This is a genomic window from Nonomuraea sp. NPDC005692 (genome assembly GCF_040631115.1).
Taxonomy (GTDB): Bacteria; Actinomycetota; Actinomycetes; order Streptosporangiales; family Streptosporangiaceae; genus Nonomuraea.
This window is the reverse complement of the sequence record NZ_JBEXYU010000053.1, coordinates 27591-54285: the sequence shown is the minus strand read 5'-3', so window position 1 is coordinate 54285 and position 26695 is coordinate 27591. Positions and strand designations below refer to the sequence as shown.

General features: G+C 70.5%; 27 protein-coding genes and 1 pseudogene. 11 read left to right on the top strand and 17 right to left on the bottom strand.

Annotated elements, in window-relative coordinates:
- A partial coding sequence (locus ABZ459_RS50245) for an NAD(P)H-binding protein (RefSeq protein ID WP_357987835.1) occupies positions 1–763 on the top strand: 763 nt, incomplete at its 5' end.
- Between the two features lie 24 nt (positions 764–787).
- On the opposite strand, the gene ABZ459_RS50240 is transcribed toward ABZ459_RS50245, so the two are convergent.
- Positions 788–1690 carry a phosphotransferase gene (locus tag ABZ459_RS50240; RefSeq protein WP_357987832.1) on the bottom strand — a complete coding sequence of 301 codons (903 nt, stop codon included), beginning with the start codon at positions 1688–1690 and terminating at the stop codon, positions 788–790.
- Between the two features lie 90 nt (positions 1691–1780).
- Entirely contained in the window at positions 1781–2227 is a 447-nt protein-coding gene (locus ABZ459_RS50235) for a hypothetical protein (protein WP_357987829.1), read from the bottom strand.
- A gap of 232 nt (positions 2228–2459) precedes the next feature.
- Between ABZ459_RS50235 and ABZ459_RS50230 the strand changes: the two genes are divergently transcribed.
- Together ABZ459_RS50230 and ABZ459_RS50225 are read left to right on the top strand one after the other, a co-directional pair.
- Positions 2460–3401: a zinc-binding dehydrogenase gene (locus ABZ459_RS50230; RefSeq protein ID WP_357987826.1), complete on the top strand. Its 942-nt coding sequence runs from the start codon at positions 2460–2462 to the stop codon at positions 3399–3401.
- An 82-nt stretch (positions 3402–3483) separates the two neighbouring features.
- The gene (locus ABZ459_RS50225) at positions 3484–3756 is read left to right on the top strand and encodes a VOC family protein (protein WP_357987823.1); all 273 of its coding nucleotides are present in this window, start codon (positions 3484–3486) and stop codon (positions 3754–3756) included.
- On the opposite strand, the gene ABZ459_RS50220 is transcribed toward ABZ459_RS50225, so the two are convergent.
- The 3 genes from ABZ459_RS50220 to ABZ459_RS50210 form a co-directional block, all read right to left on the bottom strand.
- Positions 3717–4301: a TetR family transcriptional regulator gene (locus tag ABZ459_RS50220; RefSeq protein WP_357987820.1), complete on the bottom strand. Its 585-nt coding sequence runs from the start codon at positions 4299–4301 to the stop codon at positions 3717–3719. The genes ABZ459_RS50225 and ABZ459_RS50220 overlap by 40 nt on opposite strands.
- Positions 4302–4327: 26 nt before the next feature.
- Positions 4328–5854 (bottom strand): MFS transporter, encoded by a 1527-nt coding sequence (locus ABZ459_RS50215; RefSeq protein WP_357987817.1) that lies wholly within the window; start codon positions 5852–5854, stop codon positions 4328–4330.
- 75 nt (positions 5855–5929) lie between these two features.
- The gene (locus tag ABZ459_RS50210) at positions 5930–6937 is read right to left on the bottom strand and encodes a hypothetical protein (RefSeq protein WP_357987814.1); all 1008 of its coding nucleotides are present in this window, start codon (positions 6935–6937) and stop codon (positions 5930–5932) included.
- A gap of 80 nt (positions 6938–7017) precedes the next feature.
- On the opposite strand from ABZ459_RS50210, the gene ABZ459_RS50205 reads away from it, so the two are divergent.
- The gene (locus ABZ459_RS50205) at positions 7018–7608 is read left to right on the top strand and encodes a TetR/AcrR family transcriptional regulator (protein ID WP_357987811.1); all 591 of its coding nucleotides are present in this window, start codon (positions 7018–7020) and stop codon (positions 7606–7608) included.
- A gap of 116 nt (positions 7609–7724) precedes the next feature.
- Here the strand turns inward: ABZ459_RS50205 and ABZ459_RS50200 are convergent, their stop codons facing one another.
- The 6 genes from ABZ459_RS50200 to ABZ459_RS50175 all read right to left on the bottom strand — a co-directional run bounded on the left by ABZ459_RS50200 (position 7725) and on the right by ABZ459_RS50175 (position 14546).
- Positions 7725–10325, bottom strand: a complete 2601-nt coding sequence (locus tag ABZ459_RS50200; protein ID WP_357987808.1) for a CHAP domain-containing protein — start codon at positions 10323–10325, stop codon at positions 7725–7727.
- A gap of 152 nt (positions 10326–10477) precedes the next feature.
- A complete protein-coding gene (locus ABZ459_RS50195) occupies positions 10478–11476 on the bottom strand; it encodes a helix-turn-helix domain-containing protein (protein WP_357987805.1) in 999 nt (332 codons plus the stop codon).
- A gap of 72 nt (positions 11477–11548) precedes the next feature.
- Positions 11549–12514 carry a hypothetical protein gene (locus ABZ459_RS50190; RefSeq protein WP_357987802.1) on the bottom strand — a complete coding sequence of 322 codons (966 nt, stop codon included), beginning with the start codon at positions 12512–12514 and terminating at the stop codon, positions 11549–11551.
- A 76-nt stretch (positions 12515–12590) separates the two neighbouring features.
- Positions 12591–12902 (bottom strand): hypothetical protein, encoded by a 312-nt coding sequence (locus tag ABZ459_RS50185; RefSeq protein ID WP_357987799.1) that lies wholly within the window; start codon positions 12900–12902, stop codon positions 12591–12593.
- Entirely contained in the window at positions 12899–13510 is a 612-nt protein-coding gene (locus ABZ459_RS50180) for an SDR family NAD(P)-dependent oxidoreductase (protein WP_357987796.1), read from the bottom strand. The genes ABZ459_RS50185 and ABZ459_RS50180 overlap by 4 nt, the downstream gene beginning before the upstream one ends.
- 178 nt (positions 13511–13688) lie before the next feature.
- Complete coding sequence (locus tag ABZ459_RS50175; RefSeq protein WP_357987793.1) at positions 13689–14546, bottom strand: LysR family transcriptional regulator; 858 nt, start codon at positions 14544–14546, stop codon at positions 13689–13691.
- A gap of 59 nt (positions 14547–14605) precedes the next feature.
- Here ABZ459_RS50175 and ABZ459_RS50170 point away from each other — a divergent pair, with 59 nt between their 5' ends.
- Positions 14606–15424, top strand: a complete 819-nt coding sequence (locus ABZ459_RS50170) for an alpha/beta hydrolase (RefSeq protein WP_357987790.1) — start codon at positions 14606–14608, stop codon at positions 15422–15424.
- Positions 15425–15467: 43 nt separating this feature from the next.
- Here the strand turns inward: ABZ459_RS50170 and ABZ459_RS50165 are convergent, their stop codons facing one another.
- Positions 15468–15974, bottom strand: coding sequence for a hypothetical protein (locus tag ABZ459_RS50165; protein WP_357987787.1), 507 nt, complete (start codon positions 15972–15974; stop codon positions 15468–15470).
- Between the two features lie 300 nt (positions 15975–16274).
- On the opposite strand from ABZ459_RS50165, the gene ABZ459_RS50160 reads away from it, so the two are divergent.
- Positions 16275–17003, top strand: coding sequence for a TetR/AcrR family transcriptional regulator (locus tag ABZ459_RS50160; protein WP_357987784.1), 729 nt, complete (start codon positions 16275–16277; stop codon positions 17001–17003).
- Between the two features lie 32 nt (positions 17004–17035).
- Here ABZ459_RS50160 and ABZ459_RS50155 read toward each other — a convergent pair whose 3' ends face one another.
- Positions 17036–17518, bottom strand: coding sequence for a MarR family transcriptional regulator (locus ABZ459_RS50155; protein ID WP_357987781.1), 483 nt, complete (start codon positions 17516–17518; stop codon positions 17036–17038).
- Between the two features lie 57 nt (positions 17519–17575).
- Between ABZ459_RS50155 and ABZ459_RS50150 the strand changes: the two genes are divergently transcribed.
- Together ABZ459_RS50150 and ABZ459_RS50145 are read left to right on the top strand one after the other, a co-directional pair.
- A complete protein-coding gene (locus tag ABZ459_RS50150; RefSeq protein WP_357987778.1) occupies positions 17576–18403 on the top strand; it encodes an SDR family oxidoreductase in 828 nt (275 codons plus the stop codon).
- 185 nt (positions 18404–18588) lie between these two features.
- Entirely contained in the window at positions 18589–19521 is a 933-nt protein-coding gene (locus tag ABZ459_RS50145; RefSeq protein ID WP_357987775.1) for a ferritin-like protein, read from the top strand.
- A 157-nt stretch (positions 19522–19678) separates the two neighbouring features.
- Here ABZ459_RS50145 and ABZ459_RS50140 read toward each other — a convergent pair whose 3' ends face one another.
- Positions 19679–20845, bottom strand: coding sequence for a hypothetical protein (locus tag ABZ459_RS50140; RefSeq protein WP_357987772.1), 1167 nt, complete (start codon positions 20843–20845; stop codon positions 19679–19681).
- Positions 20846–21120: 275 nt separating this feature from the next.
- Between ABZ459_RS50140 and ABZ459_RS50135 the strand changes: the two are divergent.
- The 3 genes and pseudogenes from ABZ459_RS50135 (at position 21121) to ABZ459_RS50125 (ending at position 24298) form a co-directional block, all read left to right on the top strand.
- Positions 21121–21472: pseudogene (locus ABZ459_RS50135) on the top strand (Rid family hydrolase).
- Between the two features lie 445 nt (positions 21473–21917).
- Positions 21918–22823, top strand: coding sequence for an LLM class flavin-dependent oxidoreductase (locus ABZ459_RS50130; RefSeq protein WP_357987769.1), 906 nt, complete (start codon positions 21918–21920; stop codon positions 22821–22823).
- A gap of 50 nt (positions 22824–22873) precedes the next feature.
- A complete protein-coding gene (locus tag ABZ459_RS50125; RefSeq protein ID WP_357987766.1) occupies positions 22874–24298 on the top strand; it encodes an FAD-binding oxidoreductase in 1425 nt (474 codons plus the stop codon).
- Positions 24299–24593: 295 nt separating this feature from the next.
- On the opposite strand, the gene ABZ459_RS50120 is transcribed toward ABZ459_RS50125, so the two are convergent.
- The 3 genes from ABZ459_RS50120 to ABZ459_RS50110 form a co-directional block, all read right to left on the bottom strand.
- Positions 24594–24731: a hypothetical protein gene (locus tag ABZ459_RS50120; protein WP_357987763.1), complete on the bottom strand. Its 138-nt coding sequence runs from the start codon at positions 24729–24731 to the stop codon at positions 24594–24596.
- Between the two features lie 153 nt (positions 24732–24884).
- On the bottom strand, positions 24885–25766 hold the full coding sequence (locus tag ABZ459_RS50115; RefSeq protein ID WP_357987760.1) for an NADP-dependent oxidoreductase: 882 nt from the start codon (positions 25764–25766) through the stop codon (positions 24885–24887).
- Between the two features lie 115 nt (positions 25767–25881).
- Positions 25882–26619 carry an SDR family NAD(P)-dependent oxidoreductase gene (locus ABZ459_RS50110; protein ID WP_357987757.1) on the bottom strand — a complete coding sequence of 246 codons (738 nt, stop codon included), beginning with the start codon at positions 26617–26619 and terminating at the stop codon, positions 25882–25884.
- Positions 26620–26695 lie beyond the last annotated feature (76 nt).

Below are 26695 nucleotides of genomic sequence, written 5' to 3'. Positions count from 1 at the left end.
GCCCTCCCCCCCCGCCCGCCCCGCGCCCCCCGTGTGGGGTGACGCCTCGCCCCCCCCCCCCCCCCGGCCGGACACTCTCGACGCCGCCCTCGACGGCGTCGAGAAGGTCTTCGTCCTGCCGCCCGGCTACGGCCCCGACGGCCCCGTCCAAGAACGCAACCTGGTCGCCGCGGCGGCCCGGGCCGGGGTCTCCCATCTGGTCAAACTGTCCACCAGCGGCGTAACCTTCGGCGCCACCGACCCCATCACCACCGGACATCGGCTCGGCGAACAGGTCGTCACGGACTCCGGCCTGGCGTGGACGCTGTTGCGCCCCGGCACCTTCATGGCCTACCTGTACGGCTACGCCCCCACCATCGCCGCCGAGCACACCATGTACGTCACCGAAGGCGATCCCGTCTCCGCGATGATCCATCCCCGGGACCTCGCCGCCGTCGCCGCGCACGTCCTCACCACGCCGGGCCACGACGGCCGGGCCTACACCCTCACCGGCGGCCAGGCCCTCTCACCCCGGGACCAGGCCGACGTCATCGGCCAGATCCTCGACCGGCCGATCAAGCTCGTCGAACGCAGTCCAGCAGAAGCCAAGGCGGAGTTCGACCGCCTCGGCTGGTCGGGGCCTCGTCTGGAGGCGCTGCTGGAGCTCAAACGCCAATCGGCCGCCTGGGACCGGCAGATCTTCGACACCGTCGACAGGCTCACCGGCCGGCCGCCGCTGACCCTCCACGACTGGGTCCGCGAGAACGTCCACATCTTCCGGTGACGGGATCGCCCCTGCGCGGGCCCGTCAAACGCCCTTCAGCACACGATCAAGTGCCGCCCGGCCCGCGGGTCCCCAGTTCGGCTTGCCGCCGGGAAGGCCCCGATCTCCGTTCTGCCCCATGAGCATCAGGAAGAGGCTCTTCATGGCGGCCAGCCCGCGGGCGCGCCGGATCGCCGCCTCGTCCGCATGCCCGTACGCGTCGAAGAACCGGGCGGCCGTGCCCGCGGGGAGCAGCACCCATGCGGCGGCGAGGTCCCACGCCGGATCGCCGGCGAACAGGGAACCGAAGTCGACGACGCCCGCGAGCGTTCCGTCCGAGACGACGACGTTCGCGGGATGGAGGTCGCCGTGCACCCACACCGGCGGGCCCTCCCATTCGGGGGCGGCGACCGCATCGGCCCACACGGCACGGACGGCGCCGACATCGCCGACGGCGTCGGGGTCGACGGCCTGCAGGAACTGCTCGAAGCCGCTCGTGCACCTCTGGGGGTGAGCGCCGAGGTCCGCACTGGCCGGGGCCTCGGCGGGCGCCTCCGCATGAAGCGCCCTGAGGAAGCCCGCCAGCGTGTCGGCCGCGTGGGCGCCCCTGCTGATCGAGCCGTGGTCCAGCGGCTCGCCGGGGACCCACGTCATCACGGTCCAGTGCTTGGGAAAGCGCCCGGACGGTTCGCCGGACCGCACAGGGACCGGCACCGGCAGCGGCAGGCGCGGGGCCAGCACGGGTAGCCACCGCCGCTCCTTGAGCTGGAACTCCGGTGTGGGGTCCATACGCTGCATGCGCACGGCCAACTCGTCCCCGAGGCGCCACATCTGGTTGCCCCAGCCACCCGCCACCTCTCGGACGGCCAGCCCGGCAAGGTCGGGATGTTGCTCCCGCAGCAAGTCACGGACCAGGTCGGCGGTGATCTCGATCTCAGTGTCGGTCATGCGAAGCCACAGTACCGAGGCGGCAGGCGGAGCGGCTCTCGCTCTGACAGAGCAACCTGGCGGACCTCCCCTGGCGGGAAGGCTGCCCTCTCAGTCGATGCGCTGGCAGATCGTCACCGGGAGACGCGGCGACCAGGTGCGGGTGGCCTCGTCGTAGGCCTGCGCGTAGCCGTTCTTGCTTCCGGAGCAGGGGGCGGCGACGGTCGTCTCCACGTAGATGGCGCCGCCGGGCGTGACGGGGTGCGTGCGGGCGATCACCCACCTGGAGAACTTCGTGACGCCGTTGTTGAACTTGACGGTCAGGAAGACGCGGCGGTCGACGGTGAAATTGCCGCCGGCGACCTTGAGGTGGTCGTTGAAGGTGTAGGTGAACAGGAAGGAGCGCGCCCGCGCGAGATCCTGGACGTGGCTGGTGTTGTCGAGGTCGGAAGGCGAGGTCGGTGACGCGTTCGCCGCGTTGCTCATGGCCGGGACGGTCAGGGCGATGGTCGCGGCGGTGGCGGTCAGGCCGAACAGGGTGCGCAGGCTGCGGTTCATCGGAACCTCCTGTTGTATGGGGACTTGACCACCATTGAGCGGCAGGCCGCCTGCAACGCGCTTTCAATCCTCCGGACACGGCGAAGGCCCCTCCCGCGCGCCGCTCCGCTGTCCACCGCCACCAGCAGGCGAAGGTCGGCCACGGGATGCATGAAGAACCTTCATGCATCCCGCCTCATCCACAAATCCCACCCGCTACCTGCGCGACCGTGCGGCTCCTAGCGTTCACGGCATGAGAGCGATGATTGCTGAACGCCTTGGCGAACCCGATGTCCTGACCCCCGCCGACCTTCCCGACCCGGCGCCGGGCCCCGGCCAGATCCTCCTTGACGTCGAGGCCGCCGGTCTCAACTTCGCCGACGCCGAACGGCTGCGCGGCACCTACTTGCCGCCACAACTGCCGTTCATCCCCGGCGGCGAGGTCGTCGGCCGCGCCCCGGACGGTCGCCGCATGCTCGCCTTCGCCGGCGCCGCCTTCGCTACCAAGGCGCTGGTGAAGGATCCGGTCGAGATCCCCGAGGACCTCGACGCGGGCGCCGCGCTCGCGCTCCTGGTCCAGGGCTTGACCGCCTGGCACCTGCTGCGTACGGCCGCGCGGGTCCGCCCCGGCGAAACCGTCGTCGTGAACGCCGCCGCCGGAGGCGTCGGCCACCTGGCGATCCAGCTGGCCAAGGAGTTCGGCGCCGGACGGGTCATCGGCACCGCCTCCACCCCTGACAAACGTGCCCTGGTCCGCCGGCTCGGCGCCGACGCCGCCATCCCCGGCGAGGCCGACGGCTACGCCGAGCGCGTCCGCGAAGCCGGCGGCGGCGCCCTCGCCGACGTGATCCTCGACGCCGTCGGCGGCCCCGTCTTCGAGGCGGCCCCTCATGCGCTGGCCCCCTTCGGCCGCCTGATCGCCTACGGCACCTCCGGCGGGATCGACGCCGCCCCCATCGACCCCGGGATCCTGAGCGAGCGCAACATCGCCGTCGGCGGCTACTGGCTGGGCGCCCACCTGCGCCTGCCCGGCAGCCGCGCCGCCGCGCCACTCCACGACCTGCTCGCCCTGGCCGCCGCGGGACGCGTCCGTCCCCTGGTGGGCGCCGAATACCCGCTCGACCAGGCCGCCGCCGCCCTCACCGCGCTGACCACCCGCCGCACCACCGGCAAGGTCATCCTCCGCATGACGTGAAGCCCTTCTGCAACGGTTGCCGCTCAGCCGCCAAGCGGCTCGGCGGGCTCGCCTGAGCGCGACACGAAGGAGTCGAACACCAATGAACAAGCCCGCATTCACCGCCGGTCTGAACATCGCCATGGAGATCCCCAAGGCGCAGTACGAGGCCACCGTCGCCTTCTACCGCGACACCCTGGGTTTCGAGGTCAAGGAGGATGACGTCTCCTACGCTCCGACCGTCTCAAGAACTCATTCGGTGCGGTTCGGCCCCAATACGCTGTGGCTCGACTGTGTAGACGACTACAGCCGGAGGCACCCCCCTCGGCCACCTGCTCAGTTGCGGACGGCTCGTTGCAGGACGGCTTGGATGTGATCCGGGTCGGCGGGCACGTTGTCGAGGAGGATCGCGGTGCACAGCCCGTCGGAGGCCGCGACCAGGGCGGCGATGGCCGCGGGGTCGTCGGTCAGCGTGGTGGCGAGTTCGGCGATGTTCTGCCGCCAGCGTCGTGCCACGGGTCGCAGTGCGGGGCGGCGGGCGGCGAGGGTCGCCAGCTCGCGTTCGGCCAGGGCGCGTTCACGTCCGGAGCCGGCGGACTCGGCGATGAGGTGGGCCAGGCCGCTGAGCTTGTCGCCGGGTTTGTCGATGATGTCGCGGATGCGGGCGGTGTAGGCGTCGGCGACCGTCGTGAGGGCGGCGACGAGCAGGTCGTCGAGGGTGGCGAAGTAGTAGGTGCTCAGGGACGTCGTGGTGCCGGCCTGCTTGGCGACCGTGCGATGGGTGACGCCGGCCGCGCCGTCGCGGGTGACCACGGCAAGAGTGGCCTCGATGATCTCCGCGCGCCGCCTCTCGCCACGCGCGCGGCGTCCGTCGACGTGCTCGTTGTCGTCGGCGGTGTCGTCCTTGCTGCTCCTCGGCACGACGCCCAGGATAGTCGGACCATCGTTCAAGCGCCGGTGTCGCGGTTCCGCGTCTCCCCGAGCGCGGGCACGTGACGCAGCATGCCGAGACACAGCGCCGTGGCGACGGCGATGGCGACCCCCGCGACCAGGGAAGCGACGTTGAGCCCGCTGGTGAAGGCCTGCCGGGCCGCCTCGACGGTCCCGGCCGGAAGGCTGTCGGTGATCGCCACGGTCGCGTTCAGGCTGTCGGTGAGGGCGCCGGAGCTCTCCGGCGTCAGACCTTCGGGCACCGTCACCTGAGTGCGGTAGACGGCGGTGGTGAGGCTGCCGAGCAGGGCGACGCCGATGGCGATGCCGAGTTCCTGGACCGTCTCGGAGATCGACGCCGCCGACCCGGACCGCGCTGCCGGCACCGCGCCCACCACCATGTCGGTGCCCAGGGCGGCGAGGGCGCCCAGCCCCAGATAGACGAACGTGAAGCCGACCGCCACGGGGACCTCGTCGTCGAGCCCCGCGGTGGCGAGCAGCGCGTAGCCGGCGAGGGACGCCCCGAGAGCGGCGCCCATGACCGAGCCGGGGCGGAAGCGCCGGGCGACCAGCGGAGCACCGATGGCGGCGGCGAACATCGCCAGAGCCGGCGGTCCCATCCAGAGCCCGGCTTCGAAGGGCGTGAGCCCCTCGACGAGCTGGAGGTACTGCGTGACCAGGTACATCGAGCCCCCGACTCCGACCAGGCCGATGAGCAGCACGCCCAGGGCCACGACGAAGGCCCGGTTGCCGAACAGCGCCACGTCCAGCAGCGGATCGAGGAGGCGGCGTTGGCGACGTACGAACACGATCGCGGCCAGAACGCCCGCCACGGCACAGACGAGGGCCGGGCCGCCGGGCCCGTCGGAGGCGATGTGCTTGACGGCGTAGATGACCGGCAGGATCGCCGCCAGGGACAGGCCCACGCTGACCAGGTCGAGCCGGCCGCTGGACGGCGCCGCGTACTCGGGGAGCAGGGCGCGCGCCCCGGCCAGGACGACGAGGGCGACGGGCACCGCCGCCAGGAACGGCGCTCCCCACCAGAAGGAGTCCACCAGGGCTCCGCCCACGATCGGCCCGGCGGCCATGCCGAGCGCGAACATCGTGGCCCAGATCCCGATCGCGACCGCGCGCTGACGCGCGTCGGGGAACATGTTCGAGATCAGCGACAGCGTGGAGGGCATGAGCGTCGCCCCGGCCACCCCCAGCAGGGCTCGCGCGAGGATCAGCAGCTCGGCCGTGGGGGCGAACGCGGCGAACACCGAGACCGCGGCGAAGGCGATCATCCCGGCCTTCAGCAACCGGCGCCGCCCGATCCGGTCGCCCAGCGTACCCATGGTGATGAGGAACCCGGCGACGAGGAACCCGTAGGCGTCCATGATCCACAGCAGTTGGGTGGCCGACGGTGACAGGTCGGCCGCCATGCTCGGCGCCACCAGGTACAGGACGGTCACGTCCAGCCCCAGCAGCACCGTCGGCAGGGCCAGCAGTCCCAGGCCCGCCCACTGGCGCGTCCCTGCCCGCGTGAACTGTTGCCGCGTCATGACGTCCCCTTCGCTCTCATCATGTTGAACGTTAGTACAACTTGTACGAACGTTCAACATAATGGAGGTGGCAGGTCAGTGATCGCCGTGCGTGCCGGTGAAGGACGCGCCGATCTCCGCCATCCGCTCGGCCGCGTACCCGGGGTCGATCAACGCCTCGGGGGTGTGCAGGCCGGGCGGCACGGGGCCGCCGCGCAGGCCGAGCAGGCGCTCGACGCCGAGGGCGACGCCGAGCGCCGTCAGGGGGCGCTGCCCCTCCGGATGGAAGAGGTAGCGGCTCGTCCTGAGTGGCGCGCCCGCGCGGTCCACGCCTTCGAGGTCGATCCTGACCGCCGCGGACGCCGGACCGCCGCGCCGCCTGCCCGCCGATTCACCGACCGCGAACGCGAAGCGCACGTTGGGCGCGCCCGTCGCGAGGGCCAGGCTCGGCACGTCGAGGATGGGGACGATCCGGCCGGGCAACACGGTGCCGTCGATGTCGGTGACCTCCACCTCCATGTCGGGGCCGCCGATCCAGCGGAAGACGCCGTCGCGGCGGACGTGCCCCGCCGAGGCGGCGGCCAGCAGGCGTTCCATGTCCGCGATGGCCGCGGGGCCGCCGCCGTCCTGTTCGTCCAGCACACCGCCGACCTCGATGGTGTCGAGCCGGTCGAACTCCCTGGCCAGGCCGAGCACCGCGAGAACGACGAGCCCCGCGTACCAGTGGCCGGCCAGCAGGATCGGCGCCGCGCCGGCCCGCAGTCCGGCTGCGACGGCCTCGGGGCCGACGTCGACCAGGCCGCTGGAGATGGCGACGTACGGCAGGCCGCGGTCCTGCGCGTAACGCAGTCCGTTCAGGTGGCTGTCCCACACCGCCGCCACGACCGCCGAGTGACCGCCGGTCCCCGGGAGGCCGAGGTCGCCTCGGCGCAGGTCGATGGTCGCGGCCGTCGCGCCGCCGAGCTCGTCGGCGACCCGCCGGGCGCGGCCGAGATCGCGGCCCGCGATCGTCAGCGGCAACTCCGGGTACCACCGGCGCAGCAGGGCCGCGGTGCCCGCGCCCGCCTGGCCGGATCCGCCCATGATCAGTACGGAGTGTTCCATGGTGATTCCGTCTCCCACTAACCTACATTCTGTAACTTACATTTTGTAGCTTAAGCTGGGAGGCGACGCAAGGGAGGACGATGACCACGGGATCGACTCGCCTGTCCAAGCCGGCCAGGCGGGAGCAGCTGCTCGACACCGCCATGACGATCGTGCGCGCCCACGGCACCGACAGCCTCACGCTGCTCAGCCTGGCGGAGGCCGCCGGGGTCAGCAGGCCGGTCGTCTACGACCACTTCGGCACCCGTCCCGGCCTGTTGATCGCGCTCTACCGGCGGCTCGACGAACGACACCGGGCCGCCTCCGAGAAGGCTCTGCGCGACGCCCCGGCCGTCCCCCGCGAGATCGCGCGCGTCCTGAGCGCCGCCTACTTCGCCTGCGCCACCGACATGCCGGAGTGGACCGCCGTCTCGGCCGCGCTCAAGGGGAGCCAGGAGATGGAGGCGATCGAGCGCGAGCTGCTCGACGGCTACACGGACCTGATGGCCACCGCCCTGCGGCCGTACTCCGGGCTCACGCGGGAAGCCCTCCGGCTGCGCTGCGTCGGCGTGCTGGGCGCGGCCGAGGCGATCGCCGCGGAGCTGAACCGGGGGCGTGCCACCGTCGCCACGGCCATCGCGGCGCTGACGGACCTGACCGTCGGCAGCATCGACGCCGCCACTCAGGACTGACGCTGTCTCAGGGGCAGTGCTTGACCGTGAGCGTGGGGCCGGTCAGCACGGTGGTGCACGAGCCGCGCGCCGGGAGATGGTGATCCCGGCGCGCTCCAGGGGCTGCCCGCGTCAGGTCACGGGTTGGCCTTCGGGGTGATCAGGTGCAGCAGGCCCGGCGTCATGGCGTTGCGCATGGCGTAGACCATCTGGTCGATCGTCATGTAGTGGTGCCTGGCCTCCTGCGGGTCCCACACCCGGAACCGGTACGTCTGGCCGCCGCCGCTCGTCGGCAGGGTGGAGAAGCCGTGGATGACCACGTAGTGCCGCAGCAGGCCGTTGTTGACGTTGACCCAGGGCAGGTAGTCGGACTTGGCGAGCAGGATGGAGGGCTGGCTCTTGGTCGTCAGCGACCACCACACCGCGCTGAAGGTGTTGGCGATGGCCACAGCGTTGTCCTCGTCGGTGTTGCGCAGGTAGTTCTGGTTGTAGGTGTAGCCGACGATCGTGTTGCCGTAGTGGGCCATGTTGGTGGGCAGGGTGCCGAGCTGGCTGGTGCCGACCTCGTCGGCGATCTCCCGCTGGGAGGGCACGGGATCGGCGCCGGTGGTGGACAGCACCGCCTGCATCGCCGCCGGCCCGCAGAAGGTGTTGTTCTCCTGGGCCGCGCCGCGGAAGCGCAGGTCACCGACGTTGCGGTTCTGGGTGTCGCCGTTGAAGGCGTAGGCGACGCTCAACTCCACCGCTCCGATGAACTGGGGACGCCAGGCCGTGGCGCACGACCGTACCGAGTCCAGCAGGGCCGATTCGCAGCGCACCTCCACGCTGGAGCCCGATCCCGGCAGGTCGGACAGTCGCAGGTTCAGGTGCGCGCGGGTGACGGTCGGCCTGGCCGGGAAGACGTAGGCCACGCCGCGCACCTCCTCCCAGCCACGCTCCTTGCGGAACTCCAGGCAGGTCATGTTCCAGCCGCCGCCGGGCACGGTGTCGAGCCTGGTGGTGCAGTTCTCCTTGTCCGGCTCTTCGTCGCCGGGGCCGCCGGACCGCTCCCAGACCGTGGAGGAGTCGGCCAGCGGCGAGACCACCGCGTAGATCGGCGAGCCGTGACCGCCGGGGTGGGCGCCGTACGGGGAGAAGGAGGTGACCTTCGTGACCGCGTTGCCGTAGTTGCCCTCGATGGTGGTGATCAGTCCGTTGCCGTCCACCTCCACCACCACGCCGACGTGGGTGCTATTGCCCGCGCTCGTGCCGTACAGCACCAGGTCGCCCGGCCGGATGTCGCTGAGCGAGCGCAACGTGCCGCGGCTCTTGCCCCACCAGTAGAAGTCGCCGCTGTAGGGCAGGAACACGTCGATGCCGGCGTGCCGCCACGTCCAGCTCGCGAACATGCTGCACCAGGCCCAGCCGCACTTGACCGAGCCGCCCGAGCCGTAGGGGTTGCAGTTGTCGCCCCACTCGGCGACGCCGAGCTGGCTGTAGGCGGCCCGCACGATCTGGTCGCGCACGTTGCCGCGGTCGACGGTGCCGCTGCCCGGAGGCATCGGCGTGCCGGGGTTGCCCGTGCCGCCACCGCCGCCCGCGGGCTTGGGGTCGTTGTCGCAGCGCGGCAGGACGATGTCGGACGAGCCGGTCTTGACGTAGTAGTCGGCCACCCACAGCCCGTCGGAGGTCTTGTCCCAGACGGCCGAGCCGCCGTAGTTGAACTCACCGTAGGCCTGGCAGACGATCGCGATGTAGCTGTTGCCGGCGTACCTGTCCTCCTCGCGGGCCGAGCTCAGGCTCTTGCCGTGGTAGCCGTTGAGCGTGGTGCGCACCAGGTAGCGGTTGCCGCCGCCGCCCGAGGGGCCGTCGTTGTCGCAGCGGTTCATGACGATGTCGGTGGAGCCGGTGCGCACGTAGTAGTCGGCCACCCACAGCCCGTCGACGGTCTTGTCCCAGACGGTGGAGCCGCCGTAGTTCGTCTCGCCGTAGGCCTGGCAGACGATGGTGATGTAGCTCTCCTCGGAGTACTTGTCCTCCTCGCGGGCCGAGCTCAGGCTCTTGCCGTGGTAGCCGTTGAGCGTGGTCCGGATCGGGAACTGGCGGCCGCCGCCCGGCTGCGTGCCGCCGCCGCCCGGGATGCCGAGCGAGGAGCAGGAGGGCATGCCGGGGATCCAGCCGGTGGTGCCGGTGCTGATGTGGACGTCGGGCACCCACAGACCCTGTGAGGTGTAGTCCCACAGCGTGCTGCCGTTGACGGCGCCGCCGTAGTCCTGGCACTTGATGAGGATCTGGCTGTCCCGCATGTAGGCGTCGATCCGTACCCGGTCGTCGGGGTTGGCGCTGCCCCTGCCGTCCAGGTCGACCTTGACCCGGTACGGTCCGTGCAGCGAGCCCTTGTTCGCGTAGCCGTCGATCCCGATGGACAAGCAGCGGGGGACGTCGGGCAGGAAGCCGTCGATCCCGGTGCGCACGTAGGTGTCGGGCACCCACACCTTCTTGGTGGTGTAGTCCCAGACGGCGCTCCCGCCGACCGCCGGACCGGTGTCCTGGCAGACGATGGTGACGTCGGCGTCGGCGAGGTAGGCGTCGGTGCTGACGCGGTCGTCCGGGTCCATGCTGCCCCGGCCGTCGATGTCGACCTTCGCCTTGAACGGTCCCGCGTCCGCCACCGCAGTGGTGGCGCTGACCAGTGACAACGGCCAGATGACCGACAAGGCGAGCATGATCGTCACTAACTTGCGAAGAACGTGTCCCATACGCGCGAAACTCCCTGGGTGGCGAGGAACGATGCACGATCACGGGGCATGCTGATCATCGTCGCCGTGGCGGCCGACCTCGCTCATCGCCCACGCCCCCGACAGCTTGCTACGGCGGCGCGCCGCGGTCGTTAGCGTGAGACGCAGACTTTCTACGCACCAGGCGCACCCTGCGGCTCCCGCAGCGCCGTCACGCTGTGGCGGTAGTGCCTGGGCGACATCCCGTACGCCGCGCGGAAGGACCGGCTGAAGTCGGCGGCACGCGGGAACCCCCAGCGGGCCGCGACGGCCTGGATCGACAGCGTGCGCAGCCGCGGGTCGGCCAGGTCGGCGCGGCAGTGTTCGAGGCGCCGCCGTCTGATCCAGTCGGTCAGGGTGGTGCCCTGACGCTGGAAGAGCACCTGCAGGTGACGCACGGAGATGTGGTGACGGGCCGCGACGACCCCGGGCCCCAGTCGGGCGTCGCCCAGATTGTGCTCGACGAACGCGCAGATCTGCGCCATGAGGCTCTGGTCCCGGGTCTCGGGCGCCAGCCGGTGCTGGGCGTTCAGCCGGTGGGCCAGGAAGGCCAGGGCCAGGTCCAGGGTGGTCGCGCCCAGCCGCGTGGCGTCCTGGGGGGACATGGCGGGAACCTCGCGCACCAGGGTCCTGAGGTGGGTGGCGAGCACAGCGCTCAGCCCGCCGGTGGCGGGCATCCTGCGCGACAGGAGGCCGTCGACCTGCCGTTCGGGCAGCGGCAGCCCGGCGCGCGGCAGGTGCATGATGATGGCCTGCGCCTGGTGCGGCCCGTCGAAGGCGCCGCCGTCGTAGGGGCGCGAGGTCTGCCACATCACCAGGTCGCCGGCGGTCATCCGGGTGTCGTCCCGGTTCTGGCAGATCCACATCTCGCCGCCCACGATCAGCGTCAGCTCGTACGCCTCGGGGTCGGAACGGCGGATCAGCGCCGGGGTCCGTGCCGACGTGAGCGCCGGGAAGGAGGTGGTGGTGAGCTGGACGACGCCCAGGTCGATGACTCCGGCGGTGGCACGGAAGTCGGCCATGTGCTCGCTCGTGATGCGGGTGGGCCCCACATCCCGGCTGATCATGTCGCACCACCAGCCGAATCGTTCCTCGGCCGGCAGGTCCGTGCTCTTCAGGACGACGAAGCTCATCCGCGCACCCCCATCACTGGACGACCACAGGCTCCCATGATCGACCAACGACGAAGAGCCGGCGGCCCCGGGTCAGACGGCGGTACCGGGCGGGGACTTGAGCAGCGGCGCGGCCTCGTCGAGGTAGCCGCCACGGCGCTGCCGCAACGCGCCGGCCGCCATGCGGATGAGGTCGATGTTGACACCGGCGGCGCCACTGGGGTCGTGCACCTTCAACTTCACGTCCAGGGACACCGTGGTCTCGCCCCAGGCCTGGGCCTCGATGTTGATGTGCGCCACCTTGTGCGACTTCAGGTGCGGGAGGTATCCCAGCGGAGCGACCTGCACCCGGCCGGGCGCTTCGCTCTCCGAGGCGAGGGCGTTGAGCTTGGAGCGCATCTTGCTGTCGCCGTTCTCGGCCAGGTTACGGAAGTCCTCGGTGCCGCCCAGATTGACCTGGTAGGAGCTGGTGAGGGTGAGCCCGCGCTCCTCCAGCAGCCGCAGCAGGGCGTGATGCACGATCGAGGTGCCGAACTGGCTGGTCAGGTCGTCGCCCAACAGCGGCAGTCCAGCCGTGACGAAGCGGTCCAGCAGCCGGGGGTCGCGGGCCACCGGATCAGAGGTGGTGTTGACGAACGCCGCTCCCGCCCGCAACGCCGCCTCCGCGTACGCGCGCGCCGTCTCCGGCCGGCCGCTGGGAGCGGCGTACAGCACGACCTCCGCTCCGGCGAGCTCCCCGGCCACCCGGTCCACCTCGGCGTCGTCGGCGGTGTCGGTGATCCCCCGGCACACCGTGACGCCGGAGGGCGGCAGCTCACCGGTGATCTGCGGATAGTTGTTGGGCGGCAGGAAGATCACCTCGGACAGGTCCCGCCCGATCTTCTCCGGCGAGGTGGCGAAGGCCGCCACGAAGTCGACATCGCCCACGCCCAGCCCCTCCAGCACCGGCCGGCGGAGCCCGGCCATGCTCCCCGAGGCGCGGTACAGCGCTATCCCCTGCACCAGCGCGGACACGTTGTTACCGACGCCGACCACGGCGACCTGCACTCGTTCGATCATGAACGCAAGGCTACGACCGCCCGCTCGACGACGCCGGGGCGGGCCCGCGCGACGGCCTTCGCCTGAGCGCCGCCGGCTAGCAGTAGTAGATGCCGACCCCCGGCCTGCTCCAGCGCTTGTTGCCGTAGTCCCAGTCGGTCGTGTGGTTGCCCAGGAGGGTCTGGGGGCCGGCGTCGAACCAGTAGGGGATGTCCACGCAGACGTTCTTGACCTCGGTGCAGTAGTTGTTCAGCCGCACCCAGTAGTCGCCGTTCGAGTCGGTCCACCACCTCTCGTGTTCGACGTTGCAGGCGCTCTGGGCCGCGTTCGCGGAGGCGGAGCCGCCCGGGACCACGGCGAAGGCGGCCAGCGCCCCCATGGCGACGACGAGTTTGATCTTGCTGATCACGGCGTGCTTCCTCCCGTGGAATCGAGTGGGATGTCTGCCCTGAGGCGATCGAGGCCGGTCGCGCTTCTCTGTCGATTCGAGCGGTGGAGCCCGGCGACGTCGCAGGTCATCAGGGCGACGACTCTCAGCTTGGGTGGCTGCTGAATTGTCTGGAACCCCGCTTCGCCACACCAGGCAAACCCGATCGCGGCGCCGTCGTCGGCCGTGCGGGTGACGAGGATGCCCCGTTCCCGGAGGTCCTTGGCGTACTGCACGGTCAAGGAGTTGAGCGCGGTCTTCGAGCGCGGGTACGCCGCGTGCCCCGCCAGCCGGGACATGTAGTGATCCGGATCGGTCATGTAGGCGAGCGACCCGACACCGCTGGACACGTTGACGACGCGGGCCGCCGCCGATCGCGACAGCAGCGGCAGCATGGCGTCGGTCACCGCGATCACACCGAAGAAGTTGGTCTCGAACACCCGCCTGACCAGGTCGAGGTCGGCGACGACCTGGTCTGCGTACCCGTCACCGACGCCGAGCCCACCACCCTCATCCTCGCCTGGCCACAGGGACACCGAACGTCCGCACTCGCGGCCTTCGTCAGCACCGCAACCACCGTCGCGGCCCACCGGCGGCTCAAGCAGCCACGCCGCGGGTGAATGTCATGCCGGGTCAAGGCCGGCGCCCCGCTCACCGAGCAGGCCCAGAGCCATCTGATCCACCTCCAGCCGGCCGCGCTCGAACTCGCCTCCCTACCTTCCCGGCGTGACGAGTGTCGCCACCTCGAACGCTGCGACAAGGAGCAGGTCAGCCGGGCTCGGCCAGGGCGAGGAAGGCTCGTACGGCGGGCCCGCAGTCGCTCGGCGACAGGACGGCCAGGGCGAGCGTCCGGGTGAGGCGCGGTTCGAGCGGTCTGGTCGTGACCGGCCCGAGCTCGGACGGCAGGCCGAGCGTGGGCACGATGCTGACGCCCAGGCCCGCGGCCACCATTTCGAGGATGGCCGATTGGCCGCCGGCCTCGTAGGCGACGTCGAGCTGGGCGCCGGCCTGGCGTGCCGCCTCGGTGATGAGCGGACGGCAACCCGCCGTGGTGAGGATGAACGGCTGCCCGGCCAGGTCGGTGATGTGGACGGTCTCCTGCCCGGCCAGGCGGTGGCCGGCCGGCACCACGGCGACCATCTCGTGCGTGCTGAGCGGGATCGTGTGCAGGCCGGGAGCCGGGAGCGTGACCACGCCGACCTCGGCCGCGCCCCCTTGCAGCCAGCCGCGGACGTCGTCGTCGGCCCCCTCGAACAGACGTACCTGGACCTGGGGGTGACGATCGGTGAAGATCCGCAACCGGCGGGCGATGAGGGTGCCGGTCGCGCTGGGCAGGCTGGCCAGCCGGAGCGGCCCGGTGACCTCACCGGCGGCGGCTGCCACCTCCGCGCGGATCAGGTCGAAGTGGCGCAGAGCCTCGCGAGCACGGAGGTGGGCGCGCCGTCCGGCCTCGGTGAGGGCGATGCCGTCGGTGTGCCGGACGAACAGGGGGGCGCCGAGCTCGCGTTCGAGACTGGCGACGGCGCGGCTGACAGCGGGCTGGGACATGCCGAGCAGGTCCGCCGCCGCGGTGAATCCGCCCTGCTCGGCCACCGCGATCAGGGCTCGGAGCTGCGTCAACGTCATGGGGCCATACCCTAAGTGGTATTTGACCGGCATTGGTGCATTCCCCGATGGTTATGGCCATGTCCACACGCATGACGATCGACGTCGACGGCCGCGCGGCCAGTTATCTGACGGCGGGCGAGCGCGGCCCGCAGGTCCTGTTGCTCCACGGCACGTACTGGAGCCGTGTCTGGCTGCCGGTGCTCGACGACCTGGCCGCGGCCGGGTTGCGGCCGGTCGCCGTCGACCTCCCCGGCCTGGGCCGCTCGGAAGGGGAGCTGACGCTGGAGACGGCCACTGTGCCCGCACTGGCCGCCTGGGTGGCGCGCTTCGCGGCGGCGCTCGGCATGGACGCGCCCGCGGGCGTGGCCGGGCACGACATCGGCGGCGCGGTCGCTCAGCACCTGCTGACCGGCGGCGAGCTGACGGTTCCCCGGCTGGCGCTGGTCAACTCGGTGACCTACGACTCCTGGCCGGTGCCCGGCGTGGCGCGCTACCGAGACCCGGCCGTGGTCGCCGCCACCACCGTGGAGGACCTGCTCGCCGCCCGGCGCGTGGCCGTCACCGCCGCCTTGGCCCGTCCTGTCGCCGAGGGAGAGATGGACGACTACCTCGACCCGTGGCGCGAAGCACGCGTGGGGCGGTCCTGGATGGCGCTGGCCGGCGCCGCCGACAGCCGCTACACCCTCGACCTCATGCCTGCCCTGCTCGCCTGCGACGTGCCGAAGCTGCTGGTGTGGGGCGAGGACGACACCTTCCAGCGGGTCGGCTACGCGCAGCGGTTCGCCGACGAGGTGCCGAACACCACGCTGGTGCGGGTCGCGAAGGCCGGTCACATCCCCATGGAGAACGACCCCGCGCCGGTCGCCCGCACGCTGGCCACGTTCTTCCTGGCTTGACGGGCCTCCCCCGTCCGGCGCGGTCATGGCGCTTCCAGGGCGGTCAGGCGCCGGACCAGAGGGCGGCGAGCAGCGCGTTCAGCCGCTCCGGCGCCTCGACGTGCGGGTAGTGGGCGCTGCCCGGCACCTGCTCGTGCCGGGCGCCGATCCGCTCGGCCGTGACCCGTGCGCAGGCCATGAGAGGGACGCCGCCGCGCTCCCGGTACGGCCCGGGTGCGTCCTTCCAGGTGCCCGAGACGATCAGCTTGGGGAAGGACGCCGCCCGCAGCGCCGGCAGCGGGAGGCCCGCCTCCCAGCAGACGCGTTCACGCAGTGCCGTGGCGGCCGCACGCAACCGCCGATCGCCCGTGCCGGGCTCCGGCATGCCGGTCGAGCCGGCGGCGGCCCGCAGCCACTCCTCGGGCGTCAGGTCGGGAAGGTCGGCGTAGGCGGCACGGTTGGCGCGCAGCGCCTCGGCCACCTCGGGATGGTCGGCGGCCGCCTGGTAGCAGCCTGGCTCGACCAAGGTGAGCGAGCGCGCCGCCTCCGGCCTGCGCGCCGCCGCGATCATGGCGCGGGCTGCCGCCGTAGCCCCGGCGGTCCATCAGGAGCAGACGGAACCGGCCGGCCAGCGGGCGTTGTGCCGCGAACCCGTACACGGGGTCGTCGCCCCAGCTCGTGCAGCCGTGCACGAAGACCGCCGGCGGCCCGGACTCGGGGCCGAGCTCCGTCACGTGCACGTCGCCCGGCAGCAGGCCGTTCGCGCGGAACATCAGAGCGGGCATCCGGCGCCTCCTTGAACAACGTTTAACACTCTTGAACGTTGTATAAGGGAATCGAAGGGCGAGGTCAAGGCGGGTAGGGTGATCGCGTGCCGTCGTCAGAGTCCTCCGGCGGGTCGGTGTGGCTGCGTCCCGAGCGGCCGCCGCGCGACCGCCAGCTCACCCGCGAGCGGATCGTCGACGTGGCGGTCGCCGTCCTCGACGCCGAGGGTCACCGGGGGCTGTCGATGCGCCGCGTCGCCACCGAGCTGGGGGTGACCGCCGGGTCGCTGTACTGGTACGTCCACACCAAAGACGACCTGCTGGAGCTGGCCCTCGACCGCGTGCTGGCCGAGGTGCGCGCCGGCTCCGGCACGTCCGGCTGGCGGGACGCCCTGGCGGCGCTGGCCCGCAGCAACCGCGCCATGCTGCTGCGCCACCGGTGGGCCCTGTCCGAGCTGACCGTCAGGCCCAACCTCGGCCCCAACGCGCTCGCCCTGGCCGAGACCGGGTTGCGCCTGCTGGAGCGCGCCGGGTTCGCCGGCTCCGACCTCGACGCCGCCATGGCCGCCGTCAACGACCACGTGGTCGGCGCGGTCATCGCGGAGGTCGCCTGGCGCGACACGCTGGCCCGCATGAGCGGGACCGGGTCCGGCTGGGACGAGCAGGCGGCCGAGTACCTGCGCCAGGTCGCCGAACGCCACCCGACGCTGGCCGGCCGGATGGCCGCCACGGGCGAGATCGACGTCGAACGCGAGAGCGAGCGGCGCTTCGCGTTCGGCCTCGACTGCCTCCTGGACGGCCTCGCCACCCGCTGCGCGACCGCCTCCCCCTCATAGCGCGGGAGCGCGGTCCCGCCGCCGACCGTACGTCACCAGTTGCGCACCTCGTGCGCCCACGCGATCAGCCCCGCCACGAACCCCTGCCGGTCCGACGGCGAGAGGTTGTCCAGGACGCGCAGCAGCGGCGCGGCACGCAGGGCGACGAACCCCTCGACCATGGCCCGCTGGTCAGGGGCCAGCGACACCAGGGTGCGGCGGCGGTCGGCCGGATCCTCCCGGCGTTCGACCAGGCCGGCCCGGCTGAGGTCGCCGACCAGCTCGCTCGCGGTCGGCAGCGACATGCCCATCCTGTCGGCCAGCTCGCTCACGCTGAGCGCCGACTCGACGGTCAGCTGCGGGATGACCGCGCCGTGCCTCCCGGTGAGCCCGTGGCTGCGGAAGATCTCCCGCAGCCGGTCCGGCATCTCGGCCTGGGCTCGCCGGAAGTACGCCTCCACCAGGGGTACGAAGCCGAGGGCTTCCCTGACCTCCTCGGGCCGCGGCAGTCGCGGGGGCGAAATGGGGTCCGTCACGGTCACAGGTTACAGTCCCCATATCCAAATAGTTCGGATATCCGAAGTGAGGTAGACGTGATTCTGGTGACAGGCGCCACGGGGAACGTCGGGCGTCATCTGGTGGAGCTGCTGCTCGGGGCGGGCGAGCAGGTCCGGGCGATCAGCCGCAACCCTGAACGGGCCGGCCTGCCCGACGGCGTGGAGGTGGTCAGAGCCGACATGTCGCGGGCGGACGACCTGCGGGCCGCGTTGCAGGGGGCGGACCGCGCGTTCCTGCTCCCGGCCGGCGGCCAGGTGGACGGCTTCCTGCGCGAGGCCGCGAGGGCCGGCCTCGGGCACGTGGTGCTGCTGTCCGCGCTGGCGGTGACCATGAAGCAGGCCGGCGTGCTGGGCAGCGCCCACGCCGAGTACGAGCGGGCCGTGGCCGGGTCGGGGCTGCCGTGGACGTTCCTGCGTCCTGGCGCGTTCATGGCGAACGACCTGCGGTGGGCGCCCGGCGTCCAGAACGGCGGCGTGGTACGCGCTCCGTTCGCCGAGGCCGCCACCGCGCCGATCGACGAACGGGACATCGCGGCGGTGGCCGCGCGGACGCTGCTCGACGACGGGCACGCGGGCAGGGCCTACGAGCTGAGCGGTCCCGCCTCGCTGACGACGGCCGAGCGGGTACGGATCCTCGGCGAGATCCTGGGCCGCGACCTGCGCCTGGAGGAACTGTCTCCCGAGCAGGCCCGCGAGCAGATGATCGCGCACACCCCCGCGGCGGTCGTGGACTCGATGCTCACGCTGTTCGCCTCGTTCGTCGGCAGGGCTGCGGACGTGTCACCGGTCGTGCGGGAGCTGACCGGCGCCGCGCCGCACACCTACGCCGACTGGGCGGCCCGGAACGCCGCGGCGTTCGGCTGACGAAGCACCCCGGCCTGTCCAGGTTCGGCAAAACAATGCTGACGCATGCACCCGAATGAACCCGGGAAAAATCCCGGCGTCTGAGAAGAACGTGGACGCGGCGCCGGGACCGGCGAAAATGCGCGGTCCCGGTGAACCGAGAGTGGCGTTGTGCGATGAGCCCGATGACGACGGGGACTTCTCCCATGAAGACGCTCAGAGAGTACGTCGAGGCGCGAATTCTCTCGCCGGACGACCTCAAAGGCGCTCTGCAACTCGCGATGCGGCTGGAGTTCGCCACGATCCCGCCGTATCTGTGCGCCGAGTGGTCGGTCCGGCACGATCCGGACCACACCCGGAACGTCGTCCACCAGGTGGTGATCCAGGAGATGCACCATTTCGCGCTGGCGGGGAACCTGCTGACCGCGGTAGGAGGCACGCCGTCCATCGCCCACGCGGACTTCCTGCCCGTCTACCCGGCGAACGAGCTGCCCGGCGGCATCGCGCAGGAGCTACCGGTCGATCTCAAGCCGCTGAACAAGGACCAGCTTGCGGTGTTCATGCAGATCGAGCATCCGGACTTTCCTCCGGTCGCCCTCCTGGACACGACGCCGCCGCCGACGATCGGCGCCTTCTACGACACGATCATCGAGACGTTCCAGGAGACCGATCCGCCGATCGACCAGGACGCGCTCGCGGTGGAGGTCCCCCTCGCGCCGCCGATCCGGACCGTCGACGACGCGATCGCGGCGATCGACCGGATCAAGCGCGAAGGGGAAGGCGTTCCCGGCTCGCCCGACGTCCCCACCAGCGAGGGGACGAGCCATGCGCACTACTACCTGTTCAAGGAGCTGTTCGTCCAGAAGCGGCTGGTCAAGGTCGACGGGGTGTGGAGTTTCAGTGGCGCGCCGATCACCCTGCCGGACGTGCACGACTTCATGCCCTCGACGGCGGCGCCGGACCTGTCGCTGGAGTTCCGGCGCACTCTGAGCGGCCTGCTGACCAGCCTGGAGTCCTGCTGGACGACGCCGGGCACCGAACCGGACCTGTCGGCGATGTTCGACCTGCGATCAACCGGCCAGGACCTCATCGAACAGGGCATCCGCCCGGACTTCACCTGGCTGGACCCGTCGCAATAGCGCTCGCCCGGAGGCGGTGGCATCCACCTCCGATGACGGAGAGCGTTCCAGGACCGTCGACCGGACAAACCGCTCACCCCGGCGTCGAGCCCGCCGAAGGGCGGCGGCGCCACCCGCGGCCTGGGGAGAAATTCGGGGCGAACGCCCAGTGGTGAGGTCAGCGGTTGAAGTCGCGGGCCGTCACGCTCCCAAGTCCGTTACTCCCGTTCTTTGACAGGTAGACGGTCATCCCTTCCTCGTGGAGGTTGATCCAGCCGCCACCCTGACCGTAGGGGGCGTCCTTCGCGCGTACGGAGTCGGCGTACACGACACCGCTGGTGGTGGCCGTCCCGCCCTGGTACACCTGCAGCCCGAACCTGGGGAAGGCGATCCGTCCGTCGTCGGCGCTTCTGCCCTGCACCCATGCGGTGTGGACGCCGTTGACGTCGGCCTTGTCGGCGAACACGGTGCCCGGGTCGTTGGAACTGCCTGTGCTCCAGACTTTCACCCCGCCTGGGAGGAAGGTGATGCTTCCCTCGCCCTTGGACGATCCCTCCAACCGCGGGGTGCTGACGCCATCGAGGGCGGTGAGGGTTCGCAGGATGGGATTGCGGACCTGAACGGTGGTGGTGAACGTGTGCCGCTGGGTGCCGAAGCTGGCGATGAGGGTGTAGGTGGTGTCGCGCTCCGGGGCGTCGTCCAGCACCAAGGAGTACGGGCCATGCGACCCGGCATGCTTGACCTTGGGAACAGGCTTCCGGCCACCCGGGTGAAGGATCTCGTATGTGAAGTCGTCGGATCCCTCCCAGTTCAGGGTGACCTTCGTTCCGGCGTCCACCACGACGTTGTCCGCGAGGAAGCCGTACGGCGCCGGTATCTCCTTCGGCGCGGTCTTCACCACCGCCACCGCCGTGTCACTGTTGCGCCGTCCCCCACTCTTGCTTCTGCCGGCGGCCTCGGTCACCCGCAGCACGGCCAGCCCGGGTTCGGGGGCGACAGTGACGTTCTCCAGCGTCACCACCATGTGGTCACCGGGACCGAAACTGATGGCGCTGCCCTGATCGCTGACCTGGAATGCGAAGCTCTGCGCCTGGACGGTCACCGAACGGGTGCGGCCGCTCTTGATGTCGGTGTGCTCGCCCTTGGCGGTGATCGTGGTGAAGTCGTCGGTGAGGTGGCCGGCGCCGGTGCCGACGGGAACCGTCACCTTGATCGTGGAGTACGCCGTCTGCCCGGTGTTCGTGACGAGCAGGTACACCGTCCCGGTGGACTTGGACTGCCGCCCGGCCTCTGACGCAGCCAAGGGTGCCGGGTCCGTGATGAGGGTGTAGGTCAGCATGGTCAAGGTCGCGACTCCTTCTCTTGTCTCCTAGGTGATCCAAACGTCAAGGTGAAGGGCGCGACAAGAGTGCTCAAGGTGGCTATAACGGGACGCTTCGGCAATACCCTCAGCACCTTGACATGCGTTAGGTGCATGATCCGGAACTGTCCGTAACCCGCACCGCGTCACTCCGGTCGAACAGGGGGCCTCATGTACGTTCAGAGGGCGGTCGGACCACAGCACCTTCGCCCCGACCAGGCCGGGCCGGAAACCTGTGGCGTGACGAAAGATCCTTTGACATGGTGGACACTGCACCCGCCGGATCTCGCCTGATCTTCCTTGCCGGGGCCTGCCCGCCGAACAAGGATGGATCCACGGCGGCGGTCGGAGACTACGCAGGTCAGGCAGCGAAGGCGCTCGAATACATGCAGACCGCCCTGACGGACTCCGGTGCATCCCTGCATGACATCATCAGCACCAGGGTTCTCGTGGCGTCCAGCAGGCAGCAGGACCTGGGGGCCGCCTGGGGGGGTGGTCCGGGCCTTCTTCGGAGATCACGACGCTCCCAGCACGTTGATGGGCGTCACAGTGCTGGGCCATGAAGATCAACTCGTGGAGATCGAAGCCATCGCCGCTGTGCTCGACTCCTGAGGCGGCGACCAACCGAACCCTGCGGGCACCGCATCCACTACCACCCCGCCGAGGTCGCCGACCCGTCCGGCCGACCGCGTGATCTCGGTACAGCGGCGCTTCCCGTCCTCGCCCTTCATCTCGTACAGGGCACGGATCGTCAGCCGGGGCCTGCACAGCGGCGCCACTGTCGAGGAGCGCCTACCGCGTCCGCGCCACAGGACAACCCGACGACACCTGACTCATGGCCGCGATCCGTGTCCATCACCCCCAGTTCGGCGGCCCCGGCGAGCTGCTTGGCGAACCGCTCGGAGCGGCCCCGGCGGTCAGGTGAGAGATCCCCGAAGCGTGTCCGATCCGTACAAGACCGACGCTGAGCTCGCTGAATATCGTCACGGCTGTGCGCCTCGGTGGGCGCATGAGGACGTTGTGCCCGTAGTGAGATCTTGGTTGAGACGGAGTGCTTGTGAATATTGGAATTGGTCTGCCGATCGCCGTTCCCGGACGTCCTGCGCGGGAGGTCAAGCAGTGGGCGGAGGACAGCGAGCGCCTCGGCTTCCACTCCCTGGGATCCATCGACCGCCTGGTCTACGACATCCTGGACCCGCTGGTCTCCCTCGGCGTCGCCGCGGCGGTGACCGAGCGCGTCCAGCTGTTCACCAGCGTGCTGAACGTCGGATGGCGCGGCAACCCGATCCTGTTCGCCAAGCAGCTCGCCACCATCGACCTGATCTCGGAGGGCCGGCTCACGGCGGGCCTGGGCATCGGGGGCTGGCCGGACGACTTCGCCCTCAGCGGTGCCCCCGAAAAGGGCCACGGCAAGATCTTCGACGACACCCTGACCGAAATGCGCCGTGTCTGGAACGGGGAGGTCACCAGCGTCTCCGGCCCCACCCCCCTGCCCGGCAAGGGCCGTCCCAAGCTGCTCATCGGTGGCCTGATCCCCGCGGGCTATGCCCGCGCCGCCCGCTTCGGCGACGGCTGGGTGGCGCCGACGCTGAGTCTGGACCTGCTGGTGAACGGCGTGCAGGGCGCGACCGAGGCATGGGCCACGGCTGGGCGGCCCGGCAAGCCGCACATCCTCACCGGCCGCTACTTCTGCTGCGGTTCCGAGGCCGTCCAGCTCACCGACGAGTACGTGGCTCACTACTACGGCTCCAAGGAGTCGCCGTACTACGAGCCGGTCCGCGCCGACTCGCTCGACTCCGACGAGCGCCTGCTCAAGGAGCTGATCGCTTTGTCGGACGCGGGCGTCGACGACCTGGTGCTCTACCCGGTCAGCAGTTCCCTGGACCAGGTCAACCTGCTGGCCGAGGCGCTGGAGCGGGTGGGGGCCCGGCGGAACCCGACCTTCGAGTTCACCACGGGCTGACCTGGACCGGCCGACGCACAACCTGAACGACGACACGTGAGGACATGCCAGTGATCGAGCAGATCCAGCCGACGGGTGGCCCCACCCTGACCGCCGGGGCGGTGACCGGACTCGCCGACAGCCTCAAGGGCCCGGTCTTCCTCCCCGGCGACCCGGGGTACGCCGAGGAGGCGGAGGGCTTCGACCGTTCCGTCGTACACCACCCGGCCGTCATCGTCGGCGCGGCGGGCGCCGACGACGTGGTGGCCGCGGTGCGCTTCGCCCACGACCACGGCCTGGGCGTCGCCGTACAGGCCACCGGCCACGGTGTGGGGCTACCCGCCGACGGGGCCCTGCTCATCTCCACGCGGCGCATGGGCGGCCACCGGGTCGACCCCGAGCGCCGCACCGTACGGCTGGAGGCGGGCGTGCTGTGGCGGGAGGTCATCCGGTCCGCCGCCCGACACGGCCTGGCCCCGCTGAACGGCTCGGCGCCGTTCGTCGGCGCCGTCTCCTACACGTTGGGCGGCGGCATCGGCGTCCTGTCCCGCCGCTACGGTTTCGCCGCCGACCACGTCCGCTCCATCGAGGTCGTCACCGCCGACGGCGAGCTGCGCACCGTCTCGGCGGAGGAGAACACCGACCTGTTCTGGGCGCTGCGCGGCGGCAAGGGCAACTTCGGCGTGGTCACCTCACTCGAGGTGGAACTGGTGGAGGTGTCGCGGATCTACGGCGGCGGCCTGTTCTTCCCGGCCGAGTCGATCCGTGACGTGCTGCACTTCTACCGCACATGGGTCACCGAGGTGCCCGACGAGCTCAGCTCCTCCTTCTTCATGATGCCCTGGCCCGATGTGCCGGAAGTCCCCGAGGAGTTGCGCGGGCGGTTCGCCATGCACCTGCGCCTGAGCTACCTCGGCTCGCCGCAGGACGGTGCCCGGCTCGTCGAGCCGCTGCGCGCGATCGCCACGCCGCTGCTCGACACGGTCACCGACATCCCGTACGCCGAGGTCGGCACCATCCACAACGATCCGCCGACGCCCGGTTCGTACCACATCAACAACTTCCAGCTCACCCACCTCGACCATGACGCCGTCGAGGCGATCCTGGCGCTGGTGGGCCCCGGATCGGACAGCGCGGTCGGCATCGAGATCCGCCATCTCGGCGGCGCCCTCGCCCGGCCGCCGCGCCTGCCGAACGCGGTCGCGCACACCACCGCCCAGTTCCAGCTGTACTCCGCGGGCGTCCTCGGCATCGGCGAGGACGAGGCCGTCTACGCCGGGCACGACCGGGTCATCCAGACCCTGGCCCCATGGAACAGCGGGATGCGCACGCTCAACTTCATGGCGGGCGTCGCCCACACCCACCCGGAGGACGTGCGCCAGGCGTTCACACCGGAGGCGTACGAGCGACTGGTCGCCGTCAAGACGGCCCACGACCCCGGCAACATGTTCCGCTTCAACCACAACATTCCACCGGCGGCCGGAGGGAGCCGATGATGAAGGCCGTCAACACGCCCACCGACGAGCCGCCCCTGCTCATCGAACACCCGGACCCCAAGCAGTACGGGCACTGACGCAACGCGCCCCAAGGCCCGGTCTTGATCCAGCTCACCTCTAGGAAGTCGGGGGCGGCTGCGAGGACCTTGACGCCGACGCCTTGCTGGAACAGGTCGTTGAGGACGTTCAGCCCTGCCAGGAGGTTGCGGCCGAGCCGGTCGACTTCCCGGACGGTGAGCAGCCCTCGCGGATGCAGGACAGCCCGGCGAGCAGTCGGGCGGGTCCTCAGCGCGACCTAGGTCGCGGCTTCGACGGTCTTCCGCTCCTCCTGGAGTTGCCGCCGGGATATCCCGTGGTACCGCACCAGCTCTTGGTGGATCCGGCGCAGCAGGTCCTCGTAGGTCGCTGCGGCCGAGTCCGGTGTCTCCTTCATGGCTCCCACGTTGCGACCCTCTGTTCCGCCAAGCTGGTCAGATCTCGTCGTCGTCCTCGGCGGCATTCAGGTTGAGCAGGTCGCGGATCCGGCGCGACGTCGGGCCTGACGAAGGTGTAGGCGCCGAGCTGGTCTGCGCTCCCTGAGTGCCGGTCAGGGTCTGAGCACGATCTTGCCGTGAGTGTGTCGCCGTTCGAGTTCGGTGTAGGCCTGGCGGACCTGCGTCAGCGGGTAGACGTTGGCGATCGGGACTTCGAGGTGTCCGTCGGCGATCAGGGCGGCCAGTTCGGCAAGTACCTCGGCGCCCGGCCTGGCGTTGGTTCCGGGTTCGGTCCTGACTCCGTACCTCGCGGCTGCCGCGAAATCGGCGATGGTGTCGATCCGCTCGACCGCGACGCCGAGGGACAGGGCCATTTCGACGTACCCGCCGCCGTAGGTGTCGATGAAGGCATCGATGCCGCCCGGCGCGGCGGCCTTGATCCGGTCGATGACGCCGTCACCGTATTGGACCGGGATCACGCCGTGGCTCTGCAGCCACTCATGGTTGTGCTCGCTCGCCAGGCCGATGACCGTGGCTCCGGCACGGCGCGCGAGCTGAACGGCGAACGAGCCGACTCCTCCGGCTGCCGCGGAGATGACGACGGTCTCCCCGATGTCGAGTTGTACGGAATGCACTGCCCTCCAAGCAGTCACTCCGGCGACGTACAGGCCGCCCGCCACCTCCCATGGGACGCCGTCCGGCTTGGGTGTGAGGTTGTCGGCGTCGACCAGGACCAGCTCGGCCTGTGCTGCCCGCCGCTCGGAGAACCCGATCACCTCGTCACCGACCACGAGTCGGTCGACTCCGGCGCCCACCTCGGCGATGACTCCGGCGAGGTCGCTGCCCTGCCCGGACGGAAAGGTCGAGGGAAAGATGTCGGCCATCGCCCCGGTGCGTATGGCCGCCTCACCGGGGTTGACGCCCGCGGCCTTGACCCGCACGAGGACCTGCCCGCTCTCGGGCACCGGCCGGGCGACCTCGTCGACCCGCAACACCTCGATTCCCCCGAACTCGTCGTATCTGACTGCCTTTGTCATTGCCTTGCTTCTCCTGTGGCCCGCGATGCGCTGCTGACGTCGAGAACGGGAACGATTCGTGCCGGCGTGGCCGTCACCACGGCACCGTTCCGGCGTCGTCGAAGAATTCGCCGGTCGGCCCGTCGTCGGGCAGGGTTGCGAGGTGGATCGCGATGGCCGCGCCCTGTTGTGGTGTGCGGACGCCTTGGAAGCCGTTGAGGTCGGTGGCGGTGAAGCCGGGGCAGCCGGAGTTGATCAGGATGTTGGTGTCGCGCAGTTCCTTGACGTATTGGATGGTGAGGGCGTTGAGGAAGGTCTTCGAGGCCAAGTAGGCGACGGGAACCGGGCCCATGTCGATGCCCGGCGTGGTTTGCAGGGCGAACGAGCCGACGCTGCTGGACATGTTGACGATCCGCGGTGATGCCGAGTCGCGCAGCATCGGCAGCATCGCGTTGGTGACCCGGATGACGCCGATCACGTTGGTCTCCACGACAGCTCGTACGGTCGCGGGCTCGACCGTGGTCGGTGTCTGTGGCATACCGCCGGTGATCGCGGCATTGTTGACCAGGACGTCGAGCCCCCCGGCATGGCCGGCGATCAGCTCGGCCGCGGCGGCGACACTGTCGTCGTCGGTGACGTCGAGCGGCACGCCGAACGCATCGGTCCCGGCCGAGCGCAGCTTCTCGACCGCGGTGTCACGGCGTTGTTGATCCCTCGCGCCCACACCGATTCGCCAGCCAAGGGCGCCCAGACCGGCGGCGATCTCGTATCCGATTCCCTTGTTCGCGCCGGTCACCAGCGCGATCGTCCGTTCACTCATGCCGTCGATCATGTTGCCGACTCGGGTCGGGCGTCCAAGACCGGTCAGGTGAGCGGCGATACCGCACGGGTATTGGTCGTGGTCAGCG